Below are 23,168 nucleotides of genomic sequence, written 5' to 3'. Positions count from 1 at the left end.
ATATTAACATTGCACCCAAATCTTTCTGGGTGCTTTTTTTTACAGTTATCAGTTTTTCCCCAACTCCCGACTCCCGACTCCCAACTCTCGGTTATTATGTTTTTTGATTGGATGATTTAAACCGACCTTTCTCAAAGTCACGTTTTTGTCGATGTTTAGTGCTGCGTCCACTGACTCGTTTTCGCCACATCCTAAAACTGGATGGTTTCATTTCTCGTCGCATTAACGCAATTACATCTTTTTCTAGCAAACCAAATTGGATTTCAATCGCATCAAAGGGAGTTCGATCTTCCCAAGCCATTTCGACAATGCGATCGATGGTTTCAACATCAAGATTAATCTCTTTCTTCATTGAAGGTTTCTCCGGTTAACTTTATTCTGAGATTCTCCGATCTTACAACAGTTTGAAAAAACGTGCTTTTCACCACTGTTCAGATTTTTAAGTTCGCGATCGCTTAACCGTAGTAATTCAACCCTCAAGATTTTCTCTACATCTGGACTGTTTAAAGGTCCAGACATCTGACCCCCCTTTTTAGTTTAAATAAAAATTTATTTATTAAATTGATAATTTCGGAAAAATCTTGAGGAAATTGCTACTTTTGACTCAAGCTAATCTTATATTTTTGTAGAAATTGAGGGGTTGAGAATTCCTGAAAATTTCATCGCAGCAGAATACTCAGAAGATCCTTTTCTACTTAAAAAATTGGTCAGATCTATTGTCAGGTAGCATAGAGGCTGCCAAAGTTGACGGGGACTTCAAAACACCGATAAATTGACCCAATCGTTGCGATCAGTCTGTAAAAAGTCTGTAAAAAGGTTGATCATTTGTCCTCAAACCCCCAAGTCTATGTCAAAATTGTCAACAGTTTTGACAACTTCGTGAAGAACGATTAAGTCCCTAGATATTATGGAACTGCTTTATCAATACGCCTGGTTGATTCCAGTATTGCCCTTACTCGGGGCGATGTTTGTTGGAATCGGCTTGATTTCATTTAGTCGAGCCACCAACAGCCTCAGAAAAGCAAGCGCAGTGTTCATCGTCTCCCTACTCGGAGGCGCAATGGTGCTGTCCTTTGCCATACTCTGGAGTCAAATCAACGGCCACGAACCCTATACCCACATGATCGAATGGGCAGCCGCAGGAGATTTTACCCTGCGTATGGGTTACACCATTGACCATCTCGCCTCGGTCATGTTAGCGATTGTGACCACTGTAGCCTTTTTGGTGATGGTCTACACCGATGGTTACATGGCTCACGATCCGGGATATGTGCGTTTTTATGCGTACTTGAGCCTATTTAGCTCCTCAATGCTAGGCCTCGTCATCTGCCCGAACTTGGTACAAGTTTACATTTTCTGGGAACTGGTGGGGATGTGTTCCTACCTGCTGATCGGATTTTGGTACGATCGCAAACCCGCAGCAGATGCTTGCCAAAAAGCCTTTGTAACCAACCGGGTCGGTGACTTTGGCTTGTTACTGGGGATGTTAGGGTTATTTTGGGCAACCAACACCTTTGATTTTGAGTTGATGGGTGAACGCCTAGAAACCCTCGTCGAAACCGGCGGTTTGAGCGTTGCCTTAGCCAGTCTATTTGCAATTTTGGTGTTTTTAGGCCCGGTTGCCAAATCCGCCCAATTCCCCCTACACGTCTGGCTACCCGACGCCATGGAAGGCCCGACGCCGATTTCGGCTTTAATTCACGCGGCGACCATGGTTGCGGCGGGGGTATTCCTGATCGCCCGGATGTATCCGGTGTTTGAAGGTTTGCCCATTGTAATGAATGTGATCGCCTGGACGGGCTGTTTTACGGCGTTTCTGGGTGCTACGATTGCTTTAACCCAAAACGACATCAAAAAAGGTCTTGCCTATTCCACCATTTCCCAACTCGGTTATATGGTAATGGCGATGGGCGTCGGTGCCTACAGCGCTGGAATGTTCCACCTGATGACTCACGCTTATTTTAAAGCGATGTTGTTCCTGTGTTCGGGTTCGGTTATTCACGGCATGGAAGTCGTCGTCGGACATGACCCCGTTTTAGCCCAGGATATGCGGTTAATGGGTGGACTGCGGAAATATATGCCGATTACGTCCGCTTGTTTTTTAATTGGTACCCTGGCAATTTGTGGAATTCCACCCTTTGCAGGATTTTGGTCCAAAGACGAAATCTTAGGAAATGCGTTTGAGGCAAATCCGGCGTTGTGGCTTGTTGGTTGGTTAACTGCGGGGATGACGGCGTTTTATATGTTCCGGATGTACTTCAGCACCTTTGAAGGCGGTTTCCGAGGCAATGACGCCACCATCAAACAACAACTGTTAGCCGAAGCCAACGGCCCCAATTACGCTTTTGGCCCTGGTGCGATGAATCCTCAAGAGTTGGTAGCCGAAACCGAGGAACATGGCCACGAGGATCACGGTCACGGTCATCATAGTGATTCCCCCCACGAGTCGCCCTGGGCGATGACGATTCCGTTGATGACGCTGGCGATACCGTCGATGTTAATTGGGTTGTTGGGGACTCCTTTTGCCAACTATTTTGAGGAGTTTATTCACGCCCCCAGTGAAACCGAAGCCCAAATTCTCGAAAAAGCGGCAGAATTTGATTTAACTGAATTTCTGATTATGGCGGGAAATTCGGTGGGTATTGCTTTAATTGGGATTACACTCGCTTCTTTGATGTATCTTAGCCATAAAATTGATCCCGCTGCGATCGCTGAGAAAATCAAGCCATTGTATCTGTTTTCTCTCAATAAATGGTATCTTGACAACTTGAATGATTTCTTGTTTGTGCAAGGTCTACGTCGTCTCGCCCGTCAGGTGATGGAAGTTGATTTCCGTGTGGTTGATGGTGCTGTTAACCTTACGGGTTTAATGACGCTTTTATCCGGTGAAGGGTTGAAATATTTTGAGAGTGGTCGCGCCCAATTTTATGCCTTAATTGTGTTTGGGGCGGTATTGGGATTTGTGGTGTTCTCAGGAGTGAGTTAGGCTAACAACTTCAAAGTAGGGTGGGTGAGGTTTTTAACTTTTATCGTTAAATTTTTGCCCTGATTCTCACCCACCCTACCGGATTTCATTCCTTCTTACAAGTTCACAATGTATCCTGAAATTAATCTATCTTCTCTCCCTTCTCTCTCTCTTTTAAACAAAGATCAACTTCCACATTGTTCGGCTATTTACTTCCTATTAGACTGCGAAAATCGAGTTTTGTATGTGGGAAAAGCAAGGAACTTGTGTGCGAGATGGAAAGATCATCATCGGTTTGAACAACTCAAAAAACTGAACCGAAAAAGTAATATTAAAATAGCTTGGTTAGTTTGCGAAAACAATAAAGAGTTACTGGATCAAACGGAACGTTATTTCATAGAGTTGTACCAACCTCTACTCAATAAAACACCTGTCCCAGCGAAAAAAATTATCCCATCAGAAATCGCTTTACAGAAAACTCTCATCAAACTGTCTAAACTCAATGTAATCATCTTAGGAATAGCTTCACCTGACAATTCTTCTCAGCCAACAGTTTATCTCAAGTATCCAGTTTTAGGTCGTCGAGGGTTGTCAGGAACAGTTAGCAGTATTTTCAAATCGGATAATAGAGCAACTTGCTTAAGGTGGAAAAAATATGACACTCGCTCTAAATTTAATTTTTGGGAAACACGTTGCAATGGTATCACCATAGATGTTGCACCTTTCGATGGATTAGTATTTGTATTAGAAAGAACTAAAATCCAGAAGTTATTGGGAGTTGAAATGTTGTGTCTAAAAGATCCAGAATTTACAGAAATTGTGCAGTTATGGCCGTTTATTGAAAAACAGCATCCTGGAGTATCAGTATTCAAACAAGATCCCATCCCTCGACTTTGGACAAAATCGGTTTAAAGTCTGAAGAAAAGGTAAAGTATAGGCGGTATTACTCAAATTTTGCGGATCTATAATAACTAAGCACTGATTCTATCACTAGAAATGAATCTCGAACATTTTCCCTGGTTAACCACCACAATTCTATTTCCCATTGTCGCCGCGTTGTTGCTGCCGTTTATTCCCGACAAAGACGGTCGCACAGTACGCTGGTATGCTTTGGTCATTGGGCTGATAGACTTTGCTATTATTGTCTACGCTTTCTGTACCCAGTACGACTTCAACAAACCCGGCTTACAACTATTTGAAAGCTACGCCTGGATACCGCAACTGGATTTAAACTGGTCTGTGGGGGCGGATGGTTTGGCAATGCCTCTGATTCTGCTAACCGGGTTTATTACCACCCTAGCGATATTAGCAGCTTGGCCTGTCACTTTCAAACCCAAGCTGTTTTATTTCCTGATGTTAGCGATGTACGGTGGCCAAATTGCCGTATTTGCAGTTCAGGATATGTTGCTGTTCTTCCTGGCTTGGGAACTAGAACTGGTTCCGGTTTACATGATTTTAGCCATTTGGGGCGGTAAAAAGCGCCAGTACGCCGCGACAAAGTTTATTTTGTATACCGCAGGCGGTTCGCTGTTTATCTTGGTTGGTGCTTTAACGATGGCCTTCTACGGCGATACAGTGACGTTTGATATGTCGGCGATCGCAGCGAAGGATTTTCCGATTAAACTAGAACTCTTATTGTATGGTGGTTTTCTGATTGCTTACGGCGTGAAACTGCCGATTTTTCCCCTTCACACTTGGCTACCCGATGCCCACGGAGAGGCGACAGCCCCGGCGCATATGTTACTGGCGGGTATTTTGCTGAAAATGGGCGGTTATGCGTTGCTGCGAATGAACGTGGGAATGTTACCGGATGCTCACGCGACTTTTGCCCCGATTTTAATTATTTTGGGGGTTGTTAATATTATCTACGCCGCCTTAACTTCTTTTGCCCAACGAAACCTCAAGCGGAAGATTGCCTATTCTTCAATTTCTCACATGGGATTTGTTTTAATTGGAATGGCATCCTTTACCGAAATTGGGTTAAGTGGTGCGATGCTGCAAATGATTTCTCATGGGTTAATTGGGGCGAGTTTATTCTTTCTCGTCGGTTGTACTTATGACCGTACCCATACATTGATGTTAGATGAAATGGGCGGTGTTGGGTCGAAGATGAAGAAAGTCTTCGCGATGTGGACGACTTGTTCGATGGCGTCGTTGGCGTTACCGGGAATGAGTGGATTTGTGGCGGAAGTAATGATCTTTATTGGGATTTCAACCAGTGATGCTTATAGCCCGACTTTTAAAGTATTAGTCGTGTTCTTAGCTGCGGTTGGGGTGATTTTAACGCCAATTTATCTACTTTCAATGTTGCGAGAACTCCTCTATGGCCCTGAAAACAAAGCGTTAACATCTCACGAAAAATTGGTCGATGCCGAACCTCGCGAAGTGTTTGTCATTACTTGTTTGTTGATACCCATTATTGGGATTGGGTTGTATCCGAAGATTGTCACGCAAATCTATGATTCAACCACAACTCAATTAACGGCTTTGATTCGTCAGTCGGTGCCAACTTTAGGAGATAATCCTCCGATTGCCCAACAAAGTCAAGAGTTGTTGTCATTCACAGCACCGAATATTCCTCAGAAATAGTCTGAATATTCTGTAGAATCCCCCTCCTATAAACAGGGGGATTTTTTTTAGGACTTAAAGACTTGAATTTGTTCTCTTACCCCAGCCCAAAACGCTGAATTATTGCTTGATTTTAAACGGTGTTGAACCGAGCGGACAAAACTCAATATCAAGTTATTCTAAAATAATTTAAACAAAATTACTAATAAAAACCTTGGCTTTCTCATGTTCGGGTAAAATAACCCTAATTTCTAAAATCCCAGAATGATAGGCAAGTTTGGAGACACGATGTTCGCCCAAATCTCCTAAAATTTGCTCAAAGTCTTGGCAACTAATATCACCGATAATGAGCTTATTTCCCGGTAAAATCATTAATGATTTGAGTTTGAGTCGTATTGATTGACTCCTGAAAGGCATTTTTCCGTCTATTTTACAGTCGCCCTCGATCATTTTTCCCATTTTTGAACAATTTCCTTTACCCAAAATGAAAAAAGAAGTTAAACTATACAAGACTTAGAAAAACCAATCATTGTCCCGAGACGCAAAGCCTTTGTTCACGAGCCTTTATCAGCTTTTGAGCTATTTTTGTGTGGGTTATGACTTGAGTCTCAACGACAAAATTAAACGTCTGGGAACATTTATTTCAAACAATATTTGGGTGATGTGTAGAGGATAGTCGTGAGTATAAATCCTCAAGCCTAAAAATGTGGTGCTTTGAAACTTGACCATTTATGAAAATTTTAGATAGAGGATAACAATGACAGTTTTAGTTGCTTTAACGGATGATAACAGGCTAGTGTCCTTTGACTCTAGTAACCCTGGACAGACAACACCAATAGCTGTTACAGGAATTGAGGGGACATTACTGGGTGTTGATACCCGACCCGCCAACGGTTTACTCTACGGTTTGACAACCGCTAACAATCTTTACACCATTGACCCTAGCAGTTTTGATGATGGTACGTTTACAGGCACCTTTACCCTCACCGACGAAGAAGAAGCACTCTTGCGGAATAATAACCTTTACGTTAACCTGCACACGCAAAACTTCAACGGGGGTGAACTCCGAGGACAGATTAACGTTCCGACAGGCGGTAACATTGCAGTTACGGGACTTCCTATCCAAGAGTCTCAAGAAGTCGGTAATGTTGTTCCTCCCGATAGTCCAGCGACAGGTTCCTTTGATGTCAACTACGATGATGCCACCAATCGTTTAACTATTTCTGGAACTTTTGACAATCTGACTAGCTCGTTGTTTCCTGTAGGCCCGGCCGCAGATGCAGAAGGGAATTCTCGTAGCGCCATTCACATTCATAATGGAGTAGCAGGTCAAAATGGGCCGATTATTCGTTCTCTGACAACTTCTGATGGAGTTGCTACCTTGGCGAGTACCCTATCTCAACCCTTTGAAGGCGGTACTATTTCTGGTTTTGACTTCAACCCGGCCGCGGACCGTTTGCGGTTGGTTGGAGACAATGATCAAGATTTTCGGATAAATGTGGATACGGGTGCGGTTATCGTTGATGGGACTCTAGCATTTGCCCCCGGTGATGTGAATGCGGGTATTAATCCCAATGTGACCGCTTCTGCTTATACCAATTCCTTTGCGGGGACGACTTCTACACAGCTTTATAACATCGATACGCTGCTGAATACCCTCGTTTTGCAAAATCCACCCAACGACGGCATTTTAGTCACAGTGGGGGAATTAGGGCTTGATTTTGATACTCTGGGTGGATTTGATATTGCTTCTTCTCCGAATGGAAGTAATACCGCTTTTGCTGCTTCTAATTCTATGCTGTACACCGTTGATTTGGCAACAGGTACTGCAACAAACGTAGGAATGATTGGTGATGATGCTAACTTAAATTTACAAGGTCTTGCGGTTGTAGACCCGTTAACAGGGGATTTTGTATTTGACCCCGCTCAATATTTGGCATCTAATCTGGATTTAGCGGGTGTATTTGGGTTTGATTTGGCTGCGGCGAATCAACATTATTTACAGTTTGGGATTAATGAAAATCGACCTGTAGATACATTTGATGAGGTGAGATATTTGGCATCTAATCAGGATTTGATTGGGGTATTTGGTTTTAATCCTGAGTTTGCAACGGAACATTTTGTTCGTTTTGGTGCAGCAGAAGGTCGTTCAACAACTTCTTTTAATCCGGTTAGTTATCTCAATAATAATGCTGATTTGCAGGCTTTCTTTGGCAATGATTTAGATGCCGCGACCCAACATTATGTTCAGTTTGGTTTTGCTGAAGGACGTATCGTTTAACGGACATTAAATGTAGGGTGGGTGAGAATTTGGGCAACAATTCAACAATAATCTTTAAATAACTCATCCACCCTACTCGTTTCCAATATTGTTGGGAATTTGAGGAGTGGTATTTGCACTCCAATCGGTTGGATAAATCCCCCGGGCAACAAATCGATGAAAACTCGAAAATTCCCAATCGGCGGGGGACTGACATCAACCATGTTTTACGGGATTATAATGGATATAATTACAGTGATTTTCATAGTCCTGTTCGTTTCTAATTAAATGTTCCCAAAATCGCTTTTGCCAGAGGTGAGTTTCTTGTTTTTTGATTCGAGATTCAGTGAGTTCAAACGGAATCTTTAAGAAGCTTGCATAACGCTTGCTAACATAAGTTTTTATTAATCGCCACCGAATTGAATAATTATCATCCCCTTCTGGCAGAGTCCAAATACAGTGAATATGATCGGGCAAAAGAACAATAGCATCCAAGGTAAAAGGATATAATTTCATTACATGATTAATCCCATTTCGGATCGTCAATCGGGCTTTTTCTTTGCAAAGCCAAGGAATTCTTTTGTAGGTAACTTGAGTAAAAAAATAGGTTCCTCCAGGTTGGCGCAATCTGCGATAATTTGACATGGGTAGGGTGGGTGAGTTTTTTTAACTATTATCGCTGCATTTTCGCCCAGATTCTCACCCACCCTACTATAATAAAAACCATCTATCAACCTTTTTATATAACAACCGATGGAACCTCTGACTACTGCTGCTATTATTACCCTCCTATCCAACAAGTTCATTGAAAAAGCAACCGATAAGCTGACGGAAGGGGGATTACAGAAACTCAATGATTTGCGTAAACTGATTTGGCAGAAGGTACGAGGACAACCCCAGGTAGAAAACGCCCTCAAACAAGTTGAACAGGGTTCGGAGTCAGAGTCAGACGTTAAACCCGTTGCTGCATTTCTGGAAACGGCGATGAGTAAAGATCCAGAATTTAGCCAGCAGGTTCAAACCCTCGCCCAACAAATTAACCAAGAACTTGATAACTATTCAGATTTATCACCAATAACAGAACCCAATGTAGCAGCATTTGAATTGAGTTGGGAACAGTTGAAACAACAGCCAGAAACTCAACAGTTAGCTTGTTTGTTGTCTCTGTTTTCTCCCGATGAAATTTCCTGGAACTTAGTTGAAAAGGTTTATCAAGATTGGCAAGGAGACGAATTTGATCTCGAAAATATTAAGGATGGTAGATGCAAGTTAGTAGAACTTAATCTTCTCCAACAAACCGAACAGCAAACCTATTATCTCCATCGACTTCTGCGAGAGTTTTTCCGCAAAAAATTAGAGAAACGGGAAGACACAACTGCAATAAAACAAGCTTTTGTTACGACAATGGTTTCAATTGTTGGTCAAATTCGTCTACAGATCACAACCGAACAAGTCCAACAGATAGAACCCGCTATTAAACATATTGAAGAGTTTGCTAACTCTTTTGCTGAGTTGTTGTCTGATGAAGATTTACTTACACCATTTACTCGTTTAGCTTGGTTCTATCAAGGTAAGACATTATATTCAGAAGCTGAACCTTGGCGGAAGAAAGCTTTGGAGATGGCAAAAACCCGTTTCGGAGATGAACATAACGCTGTTGCATCCAGCCTGAACAACCTCGCCTACCTTTACAAGTCCCAAGGACGCAACAGCGAAGCCGAACCCCTGTATCAGCAAGCCTTGTTGATGTTGGTAAAAACTGTAGGTGAAAACCACTCTAATACTCAAACAGTTTGGGAAAACTTAATCGGATTTTTAATCAAAGTCATCCAAGAAAATAAAACCGATGAATTGAGTGATGATGAATTCATTCAGTCTTTAGTTTCTCAGCTTGAACAGGAATAAAACAAAATATTTATATCAATCATTATTAGTGGCATCGACATTATGAATGTTCGGCAAACTTTACTATGAACTGACTATTGCTGAAAATCTTTAAAATGCGATCGCTAGGTTTCCAAGTCCTTCGCCTTGTCGGAGAGGGATTTAGAGAGAGGTTTTTAAAAGTCCCTCATCTCGTAAAAGAGGTATTTAGGGAGAGCTTGAAATGGTAAAATAAAATTATCCTTGATTAAGATTCCGATTATGGAAGAAATTCTAGAGTTAAAAGAATTGCTACTCAAAGGTGATATCAAAGGATCGTTAACCCTGGTTGACGAGTTAGAAGAAATGGGTCGAAAAGATATTATTAACAATATTCGCAGTTATGCGGTCATTTTACTCCTACATTTAATTAAACAACAAGCTGAAAATCGGACAACTCGTTCCTGGGATGTTTCCATTCGGAACTCGGTTTTAGAAATTCAAGACTTAAACGAACGCCCCAAATCAAAAGGGGTTTATTTGAATTCTGAAGAATTACGGGGTATTCTGGAGAAAGCCTATCCACAAGCCGTTAACAAAGCTTCCCTGGAAGTTGAAGAAGGACGTTATGATTCTCGCGAATTGGAACAAAAAGTTAATCGAGTCAAAATTTTAAATCAAGCGATGAATTTAATTAATGCAGATGATTGATTTCTCGTTATCCCGCTTAAAATTTTTATCCCAAAAAATTAATCCGAAACCCCCCTTTCTAAGGAGGGCTAGGGAGGAAAAAAAGGGGGAATTTTAAGAATATTTCCCCCAGAATTGGGGGCGAGGGGGCGAAAAATGGGGGTATTTCTGGGGAATTTTTAAGAGGCTAAAGTTGCGGTATTTTTATAGTTTTAACCGCAAATAATTCCGCCACCTAACACGATTTCTCCGTCGTACCACACGGCTGCTTGACCGGGTGTAATTCCGAAGATAGGTTCATCAAAAATAAGTTTAACTTGATCATCTTCTGAAGAATTTAACGGTACAACAGTCACAGGTTGGGGTTTGCTGCGATACCGAATTTGCACTTCGGCGCGAACCGGAGAATTTGGGCGGGGAATTGATACCCAATTTACCCGTTTAATGGTACACTCGGTTTGAGTTGCATTTTCGCGATCGCCAACAATCACTTGATTTCGTCCGGCATCAATTCCAATTACATACAACGGGTTTGGTGCGGCTATTCCTAAACCTTTTCGTTTCTACCGTTTATGTTCTGATATTTTTTCTGTTTCTGTTGATTGTTTTAAATTAAGTAGATGCCAAAACACCGAGTTGATAATTTTAAATCTCTTGCAGATCAATATAATTGATTTTTCCTCGTTCTATTTTATCTGGGAGATTAACAACTTTATATCGAGTTCCTTTCGGAACTAAAACTTCACATTCAGCATACATCGCAGAAAAATCACAAATAGCCACACCTGAACGATTTCCTTTAACTCGGAGTACAACTGAATAGCAAGAACCGGAATAATTTTCAGCCACATTTAGACTATAGCTAAAGCTAGCCATCGCTTCTAAAGTATACCCTTCCGGCTGTTTGAGATTTTCAATAAAGGCTTGAATCGACTTCTCACCAAAAGAGAGTCCTCGATAAATCTCTCCCTGATAGCCTGACATTTTATTCATAAAAGTGTTAAGAAGTTCAATCTTCTCATCTTTTACTCCTGCTTGTTCAGCGCGTCGAATTTTGTGATACTCACCTGTTGTAAAGTCAGCAATTGCATTAAACATTTTTTCGACTACAGGGGTATCAATTCCGGTTAAGCGAGTGATATCTTCTGCTGTCAAGGGTTCTAGCGTTGATGTAAGTTTATTCATGGTCAACCAAAAAATTCTATAAACCTATAAAAAGAGCGAAGTGGGAACGGTTTGTCTAACAGGTCGAATCTTTGCGGTGCTTTGTCATTCAAACTGAGATGAATGCCAGGGAATTAAGCCTGAAACGGGATATACAGACTTTAATGGTCAAGTTTTGGTAGTCCCTGTTACAATTTAAGCACTTTTTTCTAAAATTGCGAGTACACAGTTACAGAAATTAAAATAGACCTCTTGCAAAAGTAAGTAGGTAGGCATAATAAATTACCCATCACAAAGGGCTGAAATCCCTATCTGGCAAGGATGGCAATGTGTAAATAATTTTGCAGAGGTACTTAGCGATTCTCCTGCGGGGATACTTTGCGAACGCCAACTAATTTTGACTCAAAGAAAGTTCATAATTATAAATAGCAGCCATGATTCCGGTATCTTTCTGATAGAATCTTAAAAACGTTAAGAGAATGATATATGTTCAACGATAATTATAGTAGAAGCTAAATCTCGATTTTATTTTTTGTTTTTGCTTTTAATGAGGAGTTTGAGTTGCAAGTCGAGTGAGAGTGAATAATGACTCTTTAAAATATCAACAGATGTGACCAATTTACTAAAACTTATCTGTGTGACAACAGTTGCGATAATCACGAAAATATGCTCGTAATTCAGATTACAATAAAAAAATGAATTCAACTCTCTTAACTCAATGCGTTTAACTTCACTTGATGTCTTCCGAGGTATGGCGATCGCTAGCATGATTCTCGTTAATAATCCCGGCAGTTGGAATCATGTTTATCCCATTTTAAAACACGCCGAATGGCATGGCTATACGCCCACAGACTTGGTTTTTCCCAGTTTCCTATTTATTGTTGGTGTGGCGATGGCTTTTTCCCTCTCAAAATATACCCGAGAAAACGGGAACACAAAGGACAATATTTCCCCCCAAATTTATCTCCGAATTCTGCGTCGTTGTGTGATATTGTTTCTACTCGGACTCCTTCTTAATGGTTATCCAAATTATGACTTAGCTAATATTAGAATTATGGGAGTCTTACAGCGAATTAGCCTCGCTTATGGACTCTCTGCAATAACTATTTTACACCTTTCCCGCAAACAAATTTGGGGTTTATCAATTGGTCTATTAATCGGATATGCAGTGGTAATGCAACTGATTCCTGTTCCGGGTTATGGTGTGGGAAACTTAACGCCAGAAGGAAACTTCGCCGCTTATATTGATCGGTTAATTTTGGGAGAACATCATTTATTAAGCGGTGGAAAATATGATCCAGAAGGACTCTTAAGTACACTTCCGGCTACTGTAACCGTTTTCATTGGCTATTTAACCGGAGACTGGCTAAAAAAACAACCCATAACCCACCAAACCAGTTTAAATTTAGTCATTATCGGTTTATGTAATATTATTATCGGTCATTTCTGGGGATTAATATTTCCGATTAATAAAGCTTTATGGACAAGTTCCTACGTTCTCGTTACCGCAGGTTGGGCGTTAATATTACTCGCAATTTGTTATGAAATCATCGAAGTTCGTCACCACCGAAAATGGGGATTTATTTTGGAAGTGATGGGACTTAACCCAATTTTTCTGTTTGTGGCTTCGGGTTTTGTTGCCCGAGTATTAATCTACACTAAAATCCCTCAAAATGGCGAATCAATTAGTTTAAAAACTTGGATTTATGAAAATGGGTTTGTGTCTTGGGCGGGTGAGATGAATGGATCTCTAGCCTTTGCGATCGCCAACATTTTAATTTGGTGGATAGTATTGTATGGAATGTATCAGAAACGTTGGTTTATTAAAATTTGAGAAATCGATTCAATCTGTAATCAGTAGAAATCAGTTAATCTTCACAAATCAAACGGATTAATTAGATGAAGTTGATCAATCCAGCAGAAGATAACTTTAAACTGGATGGGTCTGCTGAGGAAATAAATTGCTATAGTCAATGGACAACCCCTTAATGGGCATGAGTGGTTAGAAGTTGGCAAAGACCTGATCTTGATTCCCTCAAACTCGGTAGTGATTTCCCTATTGCGTGACTCCTACCCTGACAACAGTCGCTACAATCAATGAATGTGAACTTGATTGGTGGGTTAGTATGATTCCAACCGTTATTGAACAATCGGGTCGAGGTGAACGCGCCTTTGATATATATTCCCGACTGCTACGCGATCGCATTATTTTTCTGGGACAACAAGTCACCGCAGATTTAGCTAACCTGATCGTGGCTCAAATGCTGTTTCTCGATGCAGATGATCCCGAAAAAGATATTTACCTGTACATCAACTCTCCAGGGGGTTCAGTGTCCGCAGGATTGGGGATTTACGACACCATGAACCATATTCGCCCCGATGTGAGTACCATTTGTATTGGGTTAGCGGCGAGTATGGGCGCCTTCTTGCTGAGTGCAGGGGCCAAAGGAAAACGGATGAGTCTACCCCATTCTCGGATTATGATTCACCAACCGTTAGGAGGCGCTCAAGGACAAGCTACTGATATCGAAATTCAAGCCAAAGAAATCCTTTACTTGAAGAAACGCCTCAATCAAAGTCTCGCCGATCATACCGGACAACCCCTGTCCCGAATTGAAGAAGATACCGAACGAGATTTCTTTATGTCTGCTCAAGAAGCTGTTGATTATGGCTTAATTGATCAGGTCTATGATCGTAAAGCAATGGCTGCTAGTGCTGCTGCTAATAATGGCGGCTGATCATTGAGGTAACAGGTGATAGGGAGATAGGGCAATAGGGTGATGAGCAGGTTAAACCCCTAAATCCTCAGTCCTAAATCCTATTCCCTGTTTCCTGATTTAATTGTCGGCGTGAGGTGCGGGAGTCGGGAGAGATTCGAGATAGTGTAGAAAGTCCAGCAATTCATCTTCAGTGAGCTGATGACGAGAGCGCTTTCCATAGGTTTTTTGAAGATGTTCTACCCCTTGTTCAGTTGTCCAACCCAAGCGTTTGAGTTCGAGATCCGTTCTCGCAATTTCCGAAGAAAAATCCGTAGACTCAATGGTTGCTTGTGGCTTTTTCTTTTTTGAGGTTTTAGACGTAGAAGACTGAGGAGAATGATCTTCAGAGGGGGATGGAACTTCATGACTCTCCTCTGAAGGCGTATCCGGTAAAGGGGGTAATGAAGCGCTTCGTCCCTTCGTCGGTGAAGTCGAACTGGCTTCTGTTGTTGGGGAGGGAGAGGAAGAACTGGGATTAAGATAAGTTGCAGAGAGCCAATCATCAGAAGACGTTCCCCCAGAAGACCAATCTTCCAATTCTGAAGGGCTTGAGGACGTTTCAACCCTAGACTCTGGTACAGAAGCTTCCGGAAGTTGAGCCGGTTCAGGGGCCGAATTGAGTTCAAATGGAGTCGAATTTTCCGTCCCCGCCAAAGAACGAGTTGTGGAGAAATTAGGTAAAGCCGTAGAGGTTTCAATCCCGAGAACTTGAAGCGATCGCTTCCGAGCCTGATCTTCTGCAAGTTCAACCGTCTCCGCTGCCGCTAGCCCCGAAGAAATAATCACACTATCGACTTCCACCAAGACACGAACCACATACTGACCATGATCAATCGCCAGTAACTCAGAGATTAAACCCCCTGTCGGGTAGCGAGATCGAAATTGAGCAAACATATCGGATATCCTAATTTAAGGTATACTAACTTAAGCATTTGTCATTGACGCAGCACTCAATCATGCTACCGTCTAGATGAATCAATCTACTTTCAGGTGGACTTCATTTAGATGAAATTATGCCGTAGCTAGGGTAATTAATTGTGAAGACAGTCCTCAATCTGTTGGGCTTCTTCTCAGCCCGAGAGGAGCAGTTGCCCTCAATTGTATCACTGTATGCTTGAGGGAATAGGCGCGGAAAAATCAGCGTCCCCACCCACTCGGTTTAGGCAATCTCCTTGCATCCCGCGCCGAACCTTCTTCCAATGGCGGCTGTTTTCTTTCAGATTCGTTGCATGATTCGCGTTGTATCTCCATTATTGAGAGAATCGCGTCTCCGTTACCCAAACAGATGAGGAAGTGTCAAGACAAGTCAACTGATCGCAGAGATAACAAGGAAAGACCGCTACATGGAATTTTCAATCGCTACACTTTTGGCTAACTTTTCCGAAGATAAACTGGTCGCCCCGAAAGCATTAGAGAAAAAACTGGCTCCCGATGACGACAGTTTACGAAAATTTCAAATCGCCTTAGATGCGTTAGAGCGAATTGGAGTCCTCGAAAAAGATAAAGGCCGCTATCGCCGAATCGAACAAGAAAGCGTTGTTGAAGCCAAACTTCGCTGTTCGAGTAAGGGATTCTGTTTTGCCATTCAAGACGCAGAAGGCGCAGAAGATGTTTACATTCGTGAAAGTCATCTGAGTAATGCCTGGAATGGCGATCGCGTCCTGGTCAAAATTATCAAAGAAGGGAGTCGGCGTCGTTCTCCTGAAGGAGAAGTGTATCTGATTCTCGAACGAGCTAACCCTTCGGTACTGGCACGAGTCAAACGCACTCCCAAAACCTTTCGGGCGGTTCCTCTCGATGATCGGCTTCTGTTTGAATTAGATTTGATTGATCAATCTCCAGAACTTCAAGAAGCGATTGACCATTTAGTTCATGTTGAGGTGGTTCGTTATCCGTTGGGAATACATCGCCCCGTCGGTCAGGTGGTGCAAATTTTGGGATCAGATGCCGAAGTTGCAGATGATTTGGATATTGTCTGTTGTAAACATGATTTACCTCGGGCTTTTTCCCCCTACGCCTTACAAGAAGCTGAATCTTTACCCACGCAAATCAAAAAATCTGACTATAAAAACCGGGCGGATTTACGCAAACTGTTCACGATTAGTTTCCACCCGGATTTAGGGAATTCCGAATTTTCCGTTTTAGATGAAGAAGAAAAAGAGTCCGCCCAATATTGTGTTGATCGGGCTTTTACCTTAGAAAAAACTGATTCGGGCAATTGGCACTTAGGAATTCATATTGCCGATGTTGGCCACTACGTCGCCCCTGATACCGCCCTAGATCGCGAAGCCCGTAAACGCGGAACGGCGATCTATTTAGCCGATAAATATATCTCCATCCTCCCCAAAGAACTCAGTTGCGATCGCCTCGCCCTTTTACCGGAACAAGAACGTCTCACCCTTTCAATCTTAATTAAACTTGATCCGACCGGAAGACTAATCGAGTTTGAAATTCAGCCCAGTGTGATCCAAGTCGATCATCAAGTAGACTACAAAATGGCTCAGGCTATTCTCGATGGAGTCGAAGCGGGTTCTCCAGAAGTGCTTTCAATTTTAGAAAATCTCTTAGAAGTCAGTCGAGCGGTTCGACAAATGCGATCGGCGCGGGGCGGCTTTGAACTCAACCTGCTCGATACTCACTGTCATTTTGATGATGAGGGAGAACTCGGGCCGATTGTGGTCGCTTCTTTGTGTATTGCTCAGGCTATGGTATCAGAACTCAATGTTTTAGGCAATCAAGTGGTTGCCAATCATCTACAAGCCCTGAGTTTACCTGCGATCTATCGGGTTCAACCTGCGCCTGATCCAACTGATGTCAGTGAATTGGCCAAACTCTCCACCCATTTGGGCTGTGAATTAGAACTCGAAAGTGAAGAAGAAGTTCAGCCAACGGATTTTCAGTCTTTTGTGGAAGCTTTGGCGGGTTCAAAAGCAGAACGAGTGTTAACTTATTTGCTCGAAGATAGCCTCAAACCTGCCGTCTATAGCATCACCCCTAAACCTCATTTTGGACTGGCTCTAGACTGTTATACCCATTGCACCGCACCGTTATCGCGATATACTGATATTCAAATTTCCCGAGTCCTGAAGGCGATTTTTGAAGAAGGACGAGATCGACGTTCTACTCGGTCTAAAGATCGGGTGAATTTGGGTCATTCCTCTTGTCACGGTAAAATTGCCTGGAACGTTCTTCCCCCAGATTTACAAGCTGAATTAGAGTCTCAGTTTGCTCAATTGGTGGTGCATTTGAGTGAACGAGAAAGTGTCGGTGTTGATGCCGAAGAAGATTTAGAAGGGTTGAAGAAAACTGGATTTATGAAGGCCCGCACAGGTCAAACCTTTGTGGGATTGATTACGGGTGTACAGTCTTATGGGTTCTTTGTGGAAATTGAAGTCGAATCTCCTGGCGGTTCCCTACTGCGGGTAGAGGGGTTAGTTCATGTGTCTTCTCTCAAGGATGATTGGTATGAATACCGCTCCCGTCAACAAACGCTTGTGGGTCGCAAAAACCGTAATCAATATCGTTTGGGTGATAACGTGGAAGTACAAGTCAAGAGTGTAGACTACTATCGCCAACAAATTGATTTGGTCGCGGTGGGCGGAGGGAGTGAAGCTGTTGATGACAACGACGATCCCTACAACAATTACTAAAACATGGGTTTGGAGTCGTTTGAGGTAACGCCTGATTACGACTCCAATTCAAAATTCAAAACGAACTTATGAGCGATCAAAAACCCCTAATTCTTGGTGTCTGCGGCGCCTCTGGACTGATTTATGCTGTCCGAACGTTAAAATATCTACTAGAGGCTGACTTGCCCATTGAGTTAGTCGCTTCCAAATCGGCTTATATTGTTTGGCAAAGTGAACAAAATGTTCGGATGCCTCCTGATCCGTCTGGGCAAACAGAATTTTGGCGAGAACAGGCCGGAGTCCCGAAGTTAGGTCAATTGCGTTGTCATCCTTGGCAAGATGTCGGCGCCAATATCGCCAGTGGTTCTTTCCGCACGTTGGGAATGGTTGTGATTCCCTGTAGTATGAGTACCGTGAGTAAACTTGCCAATGGATTAAGCTCAGATTTGCTCGAACGAGCAGCGGATGTACAACTTAAAGAAGGGCGTAAATTGGTTGTGGTGCCGCGAGAAACTCCCTTTAGTTTGATTCACTTACGAAATTTGACTACTCTGGCTGAATCAGGGGTTCGCATCGTTCCGGCGATTCCGGCTTGGTATCATCAACCTCAAACCATCGAAGATTTAGTAGACTTTGTGGTAGCGCGTACTCTCGATCAACTAGAGATCGACTGTGTACCGATCAAGCGCTGGAAAGAGGACTGAATTTGACGAAATTTGATTCGCTTTCGGCTGAGTAAAGCCTAATTGCCCCAACCCTGTACACCTAGCAACTGACCCATCATACCCATGTCTGTCGCGAATTTAGTTATCTTTTTGATTGCTGTGGCAGGACTGGCTTTGCTGGTCGCGCAGAATCTTTCTCCGTCTGTATCCCTGGTTTTTTTGGGTACTCAGTCGCCTGCATTTCCTTTGTCTTTTTGGATTGTCATGGCGATCTCCGTTGGGGTAATATTATCGCTGCTGATCTGGGGTTTATTTCAGTTGTCGGGTTCGGGTTCTACGGTTGCGAGAAGTTCGCCGTCTCGTTCTCCTAAACCTCCGGTTCAACCCCCAACAGGTTTTACACCTGAACCCACATCCTCTTATTCTGCGGGTCAAAATCCTCCCAATACAACCAAAACTTCTACGGGTTATTCTCCACCCCCTCCCCGTTCAACAACTTCGGCTACTGATGATTGGGAAACAGAGGTCAGACCCATTCGTCAATCTTGGGATGAGGAAGATTGGGGACTAGATGAAGAAGAATCTATTCATTCTACACCTTCTCAAACTGCCTGGAAAGAGCAGGAAGGGTCTTCTGATTTGGATGATAGCGAACCGACTTCTGAAGCTTCTGAGCAAAGATCCTCAAATGACCTAGACTCTGAATATTCTCGCCGAGATCACTACGAAGTTGAACAAAAACCCAAACAGCAATCTTGGTCAGGTTCAGTGTATTCTTACGGGTATCGCGAAGGAGAAGATACAGGGGTTGGAAAATCGGAATCGGTTTATGATGCTGATTATCGTATTATTACGCCTCCACCTCCGGCAACGGAAATTCAAGACCAGGAGGAAGAAGAAGAAGACTGGGAATTGCAAGAGTCTGAAGCTGACCCAGAAGAATCTTCATCTCGTTCAACAGATGAACAGTCTCAAACGAATGATGATCGACGCTCGACAGAATATTAGAATAGTTGGGTGGGATAGCGATATGGGGGAGTTTACAATAGATTCCAATCGATAGAAAAGTAGATCCCATTTTCTTGTAAAGTTCGTTCCCCTGAATCAATATCGGTGAGCGGAATTCCCCAGTCAAGCTTTAAGGTCAGGCGATCGCTGTATTGCCAACGCAAACCCAAACCAACCGAAAATAATGTTCTAGAGTCGATCTCTAAGTCTGAGTTGGCATTCCAAGCCCGACCCAGATCGACAAAGGGAGTTAATTGTAACACTCCTTCACCATTGGAAGTTCGCAGCAAAGGGTAGCGTAACTCCACTGAAGCAAATGCGGCATTATCCCGCAGTAAAAAATCCTGACGATATCCTCGTACGGTTTCAAATCCCCCTAGCCCGATCTGTTCGAGGGGAATTAATTCTTCATTGGAGAGTTGAATATCTGATCGGACTAATAATACTGTATCGGGTGCCAATAATCGCAACCACTGCGCCTGTCCTCGCCAGGCTAAATATCGACTATCGGGTTCGTCATTGTTATTAATGGTGGCATTTAATGCCCCGACTCCTAAACTAAATTGCGATCGCGCTGCTAACACCTGTTTTGCCCCTCGATGAACATATTCTTGATAAAATCGTATGATTGATAAACGAGTTTCTCCGTTATTTTCTGCCCCGCGTGATAGGGGAAAACCGACTCCCAAAATAGAGGTATCTGTTTCTCGACGAGTTAGGGCTAAACCTAAAGTAAGTTCTTGTTGAGGGGTTTGAATAATCGGTTGGCGGTAGCGAAATTCATAGGTGTAACTATTGGCTTCAATATTGAGATCTTCAAAGGGCTGTTCAATGACTTGACTATCGGTATAGTTGAAGTAAACTCCGAGCGTTCCATTACGAGAATTAATCGGAAAATCATAAGTAAGATCAACAATATCACTGCCGTCGGTATTACTATAAACTACATTAAAGCGATCTCCTTGCCCGAATACATTCCCTTCGATCACTTCTATTCCTCGCCGAAACGTACCGACACTGGGGGGGCGACTATTATCACTAAATGCTTTAACTGTAAATGTATCGGCGGTTTGAAATTCAACATTGAGAATGCTTTCACCGGGACGAATTCCTGCCGATAGTTCAGCCGAAATGGTGGAAATTACTGGGTTTAATTGCAGCAGTTGTAGAGCTTCTAAAAGATGATTTTGATTGAGTGGTTTTGAGATTGCTTTTTCGAGTCGAGAGCGAACATAATTAGAGTTTAAGCGTCCAGTTCCGGTAATATTTAATTCTGCAATTTCGCCTTCAACAATTTGAATTTTGACAACTCCTGCTTCTAAGGTTTGGGGAGGAATTAATGCTCCAGAAGTAATATAACCGTTGCTCACATATAAATCTGTGACTGCCGAACGGGCTTGCAAAAGTTCAGCAAATGTAATCGGACGATTGAGAAAAGATTGAGTGACTGCGGCTAATTCTTGATTAGAAAAGGCGGTATTGCCTTGAAAAATAAATTGTTTAATGACCCGGGTTTGTGATTGTTCTACATTGGGTTCTGTGGGGGGAGAATCGGGGGTTGGAGAGGGCATAAGTTCCTCGGGAGGGGGGAGGGCAGGAGGGAATTGAGGTTCAGGAATTGGCGGATCAGGAGGGACGGGTTGAGGATAAGAATTTTGAGTTAGTAGAGGTGATGCAGCCATAAGAGGAGAAGTCATAGACTGTGAAACCCCTGTTGCCCATAAAAAAATAAATATTATCAAAAAATCACATTTATTATGACTCAATGGATGATCCATATCCTGGGGTTGGTTCTATAATTAAAATATTGAGTTTATACACTAAACTGAATAAAAATGCTATTCTACAAGTAGAGTTTTTACAAATTTATAAAAACTGTTCGATTAGCCAAATTTGTTTCAATCTGGGAAGATTCTAATTGACCAATTGACAAGACTATGGTTTGTTAGAGTCAGACTGAATCAAGGGTGCTTAATTCAGTGTTCTCAATTATAGATAGAAGGACTAAAGTTTATGATGCTGATCAGTGATTGTCTACTCAGTGTTAGACAATTTCTAATCGCTCAATTATTGACTCGATGGCTCCCTGTTGGTTTAAGTTTAGCGATCGCTGCTTGTCACGGAATTTCCGCAAATGAAAGCCGGAGTGATTCGTCTTCGGATCTCAAAAAAACAACACCACATCCCAATTTGAAGGGAGTCACCCTGACGGTATTGAGTCTGACACCAGGTAACGGAATCACAGAACCCATTATCGATCACGCGGCTCAATTTGAAGCCCTCACAGAGGTCGAGATTAAAATTATCACGGCACCGTTTGACCTACTGTATCAAGAAATTTTGAATGATTTCCGGAGAGGTATTCACAATTATGATGTGGTGATTATTCCTCCCCAGTGGAAAGCAGACTACGTTCGGTATGGGTATTTGCAAGACTTAACTAAACGGGTTAAAACCGATTCAGCCATTCAGTGGGAAGATATTGCTGTCTTTTTTCGAGAATATCATGCCACTTACGAGGGTGAAGTTTACGCGATTCCCCTCGATGGAGAGGTACTCAGCTTATACTATCGTAGTGATATTTTAGAACAGCAGGGCATTATTCCTCCGCAAACTTGGGATCAATATTTAGACTTAGCCCGAAAGATGGACGGCCAGGATCTCAATAATGATGGAGAAGCAGACTACGGTTCTTGTCTAGCGAGAACTCCCCAGGCTAACTCTCGGATGTTGTGGGCGGTGGCGAGTTCGTTTTTACAAACTCAGGGAACTCAACAAGGGGCTTTTTTTGATTCGGATACGATGAAACCTCTCGTTAATAACCCTGCTTTTATAGAGGCTTTAGCCATTTATAAAGAAACCGCTACTTATGGGCCAAAAAAACCCGAAGATGAAACGCTTTCGGTGATGGAAATACGGTCACTCTTTCTCTCAGGTCGTTGTGCTTTGACGATTGACTGGGGAAATTTAGGGACTTTAGCAATGAAGTCTGACTCCCCGATAAAAAACCAATTTGGAACAGCTATTTTACCCGGAAGTCCTAAAGTTTTAGACCGAGAAACAGGTCAGTTTGTTACCTGTAATCAGTCGATTTGTCCCTATAGCGAAGAAGGGATTAATTATGCACCCTATGCCGCTTTGGGGGGTTGGGTCGGGACGGTGAATAATGATTTACCAGCAAAAACACTTTCAGCGGCTTATGCTTTTCTGTCCTATATGAGTCAGCCTGAACAATCTAATCTGGATGTGATCACTTCATCAACAGGCTTTAATCCCTACAGAATCTCTCAGTTAACTGACCGTCAATCCTGGATAGAAGCAGGTATGAACAAGCAGCTTGCGAGTCAATACCTGAATGCGATTTATCTATCTTTAAATAATCCGAATATTGTCTTAGATTTATACATTCCTCAGTATGAGGTTTATCAACAGAAAATTTTACATCCGATTTTAATGGATGTCTTAAATAATGAAATTTCGTTATCAGAAGCGATCTTGCAAATTGAATCAAGTTGGGAAAAGAAGACCGATGAACTGGGTCGTGAGAGTCAACGACAGGCTTATTGTCAAAGCTTAAAGATAGAGTGTAATTAAACT

At 42.5% G+C, this 23,168-nt stretch carries 18 protein-coding genes and 1 pseudogene; 12 read left to right on the top strand and 7 right to left on the bottom strand.

The features are described 5' to 3' along the window. Positions 1 to 94: 94 nt before the first annotated feature. A complete protein-coding gene (locus tag M595_RS12240; protein WP_023066565.1) occupies positions 95 to 352 on the bottom strand; it encodes a TIGR03643 family protein in 258 nt (85 codons plus the stop codon). A 555-nt stretch (positions 353 to 907) separates the two neighbouring features. Between M595_RS12240 and M595_RS12235 the strand changes: the two genes are divergently transcribed. The 3 genes from M595_RS12235 to M595_RS12225 all read left to right on the top strand — a co-directional run bounded on the left by M595_RS12235 (position 908) and on the right by M595_RS12225 (position 5,554). Continuing rightward, a complete protein-coding gene (locus M595_RS12235; RefSeq protein WP_023066529.1) occupies positions 908 to 2,986 on the top strand; it encodes an NAD(P)H-quinone oxidoreductase subunit 5 in 2,079 nt (692 codons plus the stop codon). A 108-nt stretch (positions 2,987 to 3,094) separates the two neighbouring features. Then, the gene (locus tag M595_RS12230) at positions 3,095 to 3,877 is read left to right on the top strand and encodes a GIY-YIG nuclease family protein (RefSeq protein ID WP_023066564.1); all 783 of its coding nucleotides are present in this window, start codon (positions 3,095 to 3,097) and stop codon (positions 3,875 to 3,877) included. Between the two features lie 84 nt (positions 3,878 to 3,961). Next, positions 3,962 to 5,554 carry an NAD(P)H-quinone oxidoreductase subunit 4 gene (locus tag M595_RS12225; protein WP_023066573.1) on the top strand — a complete coding sequence of 531 codons (1,593 nt, stop codon included), beginning with the start codon at positions 3,962 to 3,964 and terminating at the stop codon, positions 5,552 to 5,554. A 168-nt stretch (positions 5,555 to 5,722) separates the two neighbouring features. On the opposite strand, the gene M595_RS12220 is transcribed toward M595_RS12225, so the two are convergent. After that, complete coding sequence (locus M595_RS12220) at positions 5,723 to 5,992, bottom strand: hypothetical protein (RefSeq protein ID WP_052001762.1); 270 nt, start codon at positions 5,990 to 5,992, stop codon at positions 5,723 to 5,725. Positions 5,993 to 6,290: 298 nt separating this feature from the next. Here M595_RS12220 and M595_RS12215 point away from each other — a divergent pair, with 298 nt between their 5' ends. Then, entirely contained in the window at positions 6,291 to 7,814 is a 1,524-nt protein-coding gene (locus tag M595_RS12215) for a DUF4394 domain-containing protein (RefSeq protein WP_023066590.1), read from the top strand. A gap of 195 nt (positions 7,815 to 8,009) precedes the next feature. Here M595_RS12215 and M595_RS12210 read toward each other — a convergent pair whose 3' ends face one another. Continuing rightward, positions 8,010 to 8,438 (bottom strand): REP-associated tyrosine transposase, encoded by a 429-nt coding sequence (locus tag M595_RS12210; protein WP_238987070.1) that lies wholly within the window; start codon positions 8,436 to 8,438, stop codon positions 8,010 to 8,012. A 108-nt stretch (positions 8,439 to 8,546) separates the two neighbouring features. On the opposite strand from M595_RS12210, the gene M595_RS12205 reads away from it, so the two are divergent. Continuing rightward, positions 8,547 to 9,698 carry a tetratricopeptide repeat protein gene (locus M595_RS12205; protein ID WP_023066588.1) on the top strand — a complete coding sequence of 384 codons (1,152 nt, stop codon included), beginning with the start codon at positions 8,547 to 8,549 and terminating at the stop codon, positions 9,696 to 9,698. Between the two features lie 240 nt (positions 9,699 to 9,938). After that, the gene (locus tag M595_RS12200) at positions 9,939 to 10,367 is read left to right on the top strand and encodes a DUF29 family protein (RefSeq protein WP_023066531.1); all 429 of its coding nucleotides are present in this window, start codon (positions 9,939 to 9,941) and stop codon (positions 10,365 to 10,367) included. 191 nt (positions 10,368 to 10,558) lie between these two features. On the opposite strand, the pseudogene M595_RS12195 reads toward M595_RS12200, so the two are convergent. Then, positions 10,559 to 10,909: pseudogene (locus M595_RS12195) on the bottom strand (aminomethyltransferase beta-barrel domain-containing protein); the annotation flags it as partial. 82 nt (positions 10,910 to 10,991) lie between these two features. Beyond that, positions 10,992 to 11,531, bottom strand: coding sequence for an ADP-ribosyltransferase (locus M595_RS12190; RefSeq protein ID WP_023066535.1), 540 nt, complete (start codon positions 11,529 to 11,531; stop codon positions 10,992 to 10,994). Positions 11,532 to 12,228: 697 nt separating this feature from the next. Between M595_RS12190 and M595_RS12185 the strand changes: the two genes are divergently transcribed. Continuing rightward, a complete protein-coding gene (locus M595_RS12185) occupies positions 12,229 to 13,344 on the top strand; it encodes an acyltransferase family protein (RefSeq protein ID WP_023066567.1) in 1,116 nt (371 codons plus the stop codon). Between the two features lie 292 nt (positions 13,345 to 13,636). Continuing rightward, positions 13,637 to 14,248 (top strand): ATP-dependent Clp endopeptidase proteolytic subunit ClpP, encoded by a 612-nt coding sequence (gene clpP / locus M595_RS12180; RefSeq protein WP_023066543.1) that lies wholly within the window; start codon positions 13,637 to 13,639, stop codon positions 14,246 to 14,248. Between the two features lie 99 nt (positions 14,249 to 14,347). Here the strand turns inward: clpP and M595_RS12175 are convergent, their stop codons facing one another. Next, on the bottom strand, positions 14,348 to 15,163 hold the full coding sequence (locus M595_RS12175) for a slr1353 family protein (RefSeq protein ID WP_023066577.1): 816 nt from the start codon (positions 15,161 to 15,163) through the stop codon (positions 14,348 to 14,350). Between the two features lie 449 nt (positions 15,164 to 15,612). On the opposite strand from M595_RS12175, the gene M595_RS12170 reads away from it, so the two are divergent. The 3 genes from M595_RS12170 to M595_RS12160 all read left to right on the top strand — a co-directional run bounded on the left by M595_RS12170 (position 15,613) and on the right by M595_RS12160 (position 19,571). Beyond that, positions 15,613 to 17,919, top strand: coding sequence for a ribonuclease R family protein (locus tag M595_RS12170; protein WP_023066589.1), 2,307 nt, complete (start codon positions 15,613 to 15,615; stop codon positions 17,917 to 17,919). A gap of 68 nt (positions 17,920 to 17,987) precedes the next feature. Further along, the gene (locus tag M595_RS12165) at positions 17,988 to 18,602 is read left to right on the top strand and encodes a flavin prenyltransferase UbiX (protein ID WP_023066601.1); all 615 of its coding nucleotides are present in this window, start codon (positions 17,988 to 17,990) and stop codon (positions 18,600 to 18,602) included. Positions 18,603 to 18,686: 84 nt separating this feature from the next. Continuing rightward, a complete protein-coding gene (locus M595_RS12160) occupies positions 18,687 to 19,571 on the top strand; it encodes a hypothetical protein (RefSeq protein ID WP_023066551.1) in 885 nt (294 codons plus the stop codon). Between the two features lie 32 nt (positions 19,572 to 19,603). On the opposite strand, the gene M595_RS12155 is transcribed toward M595_RS12160, so the two are convergent. Then, positions 19,604 to 21,268 (bottom strand): ShlB/FhaC/HecB family hemolysin secretion/activation protein, encoded by a 1,665-nt coding sequence (locus M595_RS12155; protein WP_203419071.1) that lies wholly within the window; start codon positions 21,266 to 21,268, stop codon positions 19,604 to 19,606. A 316-nt stretch (positions 21,269 to 21,584) separates the two neighbouring features. Between M595_RS12155 and M595_RS12150 the strand changes: the two genes are divergently transcribed. Further along, a complete protein-coding gene (locus M595_RS12150; RefSeq protein WP_023066591.1) occupies positions 21,585 to 23,165 on the top strand; it encodes an ABC transporter substrate-binding protein in 1,581 nt (526 codons plus the stop codon). Positions 23,166 to 23,168: the final 3 nt, after the last annotated feature.

The organism is Lyngbya aestuarii BL J, from assembly GCF_000478195.2.
GTDB classification, from domain to species: domain Bacteria; phylum Cyanobacteriota; class Cyanobacteriia; order Cyanobacteriales; family Microcoleaceae; genus Capilliphycus; species Capilliphycus aestuarii.
This window is presented reverse-complemented; position numbering and strand designations above follow the sequence as displayed.

Bases quoted from the DNA above. Each gene is read 5' to 3' on its own strand.
- clpP (WP_023066543.1), top strand. From the start codon at position 13,637: ATGATTCCAACCGTTATTGAACAATCGGGTCGAGGTGAACGCGCCTTT.
- M595_RS12185 (WP_023066567.1), top strand. From the start codon at position 12,229: ATGCGTTTAACTTCACTTGATGTCTTCCGAGGTATGGCGATCGCTAGC.
- M595_RS12225 (WP_023066573.1), top strand. From the start codon at position 3,962: ATGAATCTCGAACATTTTCCCTGGTTAACCACCACAATTCTATTTCCC.
- M595_RS12220 (WP_052001762.1), bottom strand. From the start codon at position 5,992: ATGGGAAAAATGATCGAGGGCGACTGTAAAATAGACGGAAAAATGCCT.
- M595_RS12165 (WP_023066601.1), top strand. From the start codon at position 17,988: ATGAGCGATCAAAAACCCCTAATTCTTGGTGTCTGCGGCGCCTCTGGA.
- M595_RS12190 (WP_023066535.1), bottom strand. From the start codon at position 11,531: ATGAATAAACTTACATCAACGCTAGAACCCTTGACAGCAGAAGATATC.
- M595_RS12215 (WP_023066590.1), top strand. From the start codon at position 6,291: ATGACAGTTTTAGTTGCTTTAACGGATGATAACAGGCTAGTGTCCTTT.
- M595_RS12175 (WP_023066577.1), bottom strand. From the start codon at position 15,163: ATGTTTGCTCAATTTCGATCTCGCTACCCGACAGGGGGTTTAATCTCT.
- M595_RS12210 (WP_238987070.1), bottom strand. From the start codon at position 8,438: ATGTCAAATTATCGCAGATTGCGCCAACCTGGAGGAACCTATTTTTTT.
- M595_RS12170 (WP_023066589.1), top strand. From the start codon at position 15,613: ATGGAATTTTCAATCGCTACACTTTTGGCTAACTTTTCCGAAGATAAA.
- M595_RS12155 (WP_203419071.1), bottom strand. From the start codon at position 21,268: ATGACTTCTCCTCTTATGGCTGCATCACCTCTACTAACTCAAAATTCT.
- M595_RS12230 (WP_023066564.1), top strand. From the start codon at position 3,095: ATGTATCCTGAAATTAATCTATCTTCTCTCCCTTCTCTCTCTCTTTTA.
- M595_RS12160 (WP_023066551.1), top strand. From the start codon at position 18,687: ATGTCTGTCGCGAATTTAGTTATCTTTTTGATTGCTGTGGCAGGACTG.
- M595_RS12150 (WP_023066591.1), top strand. From the start codon at position 21,585: ATGATGCTGATCAGTGATTGTCTACTCAGTGTTAGACAATTTCTAATC.
- M595_RS12200 (WP_023066531.1), top strand. From the start codon at position 9,939: ATGGAAGAAATTCTAGAGTTAAAAGAATTGCTACTCAAAGGTGATATC.
- M595_RS12235 (WP_023066529.1), top strand. From the start codon at position 908: ATGGAACTGCTTTATCAATACGCCTGGTTGATTCCAGTATTGCCCTTA.
- M595_RS12205 (WP_023066588.1), top strand. From the start codon at position 8,547: ATGGAACCTCTGACTACTGCTGCTATTATTACCCTCCTATCCAACAAG.
- M595_RS12240 (WP_023066565.1), bottom strand. From the start codon at position 352: ATGAAGAAAGAGATTAATCTTGATGTTGAAACCATCGATCGCATTGTC.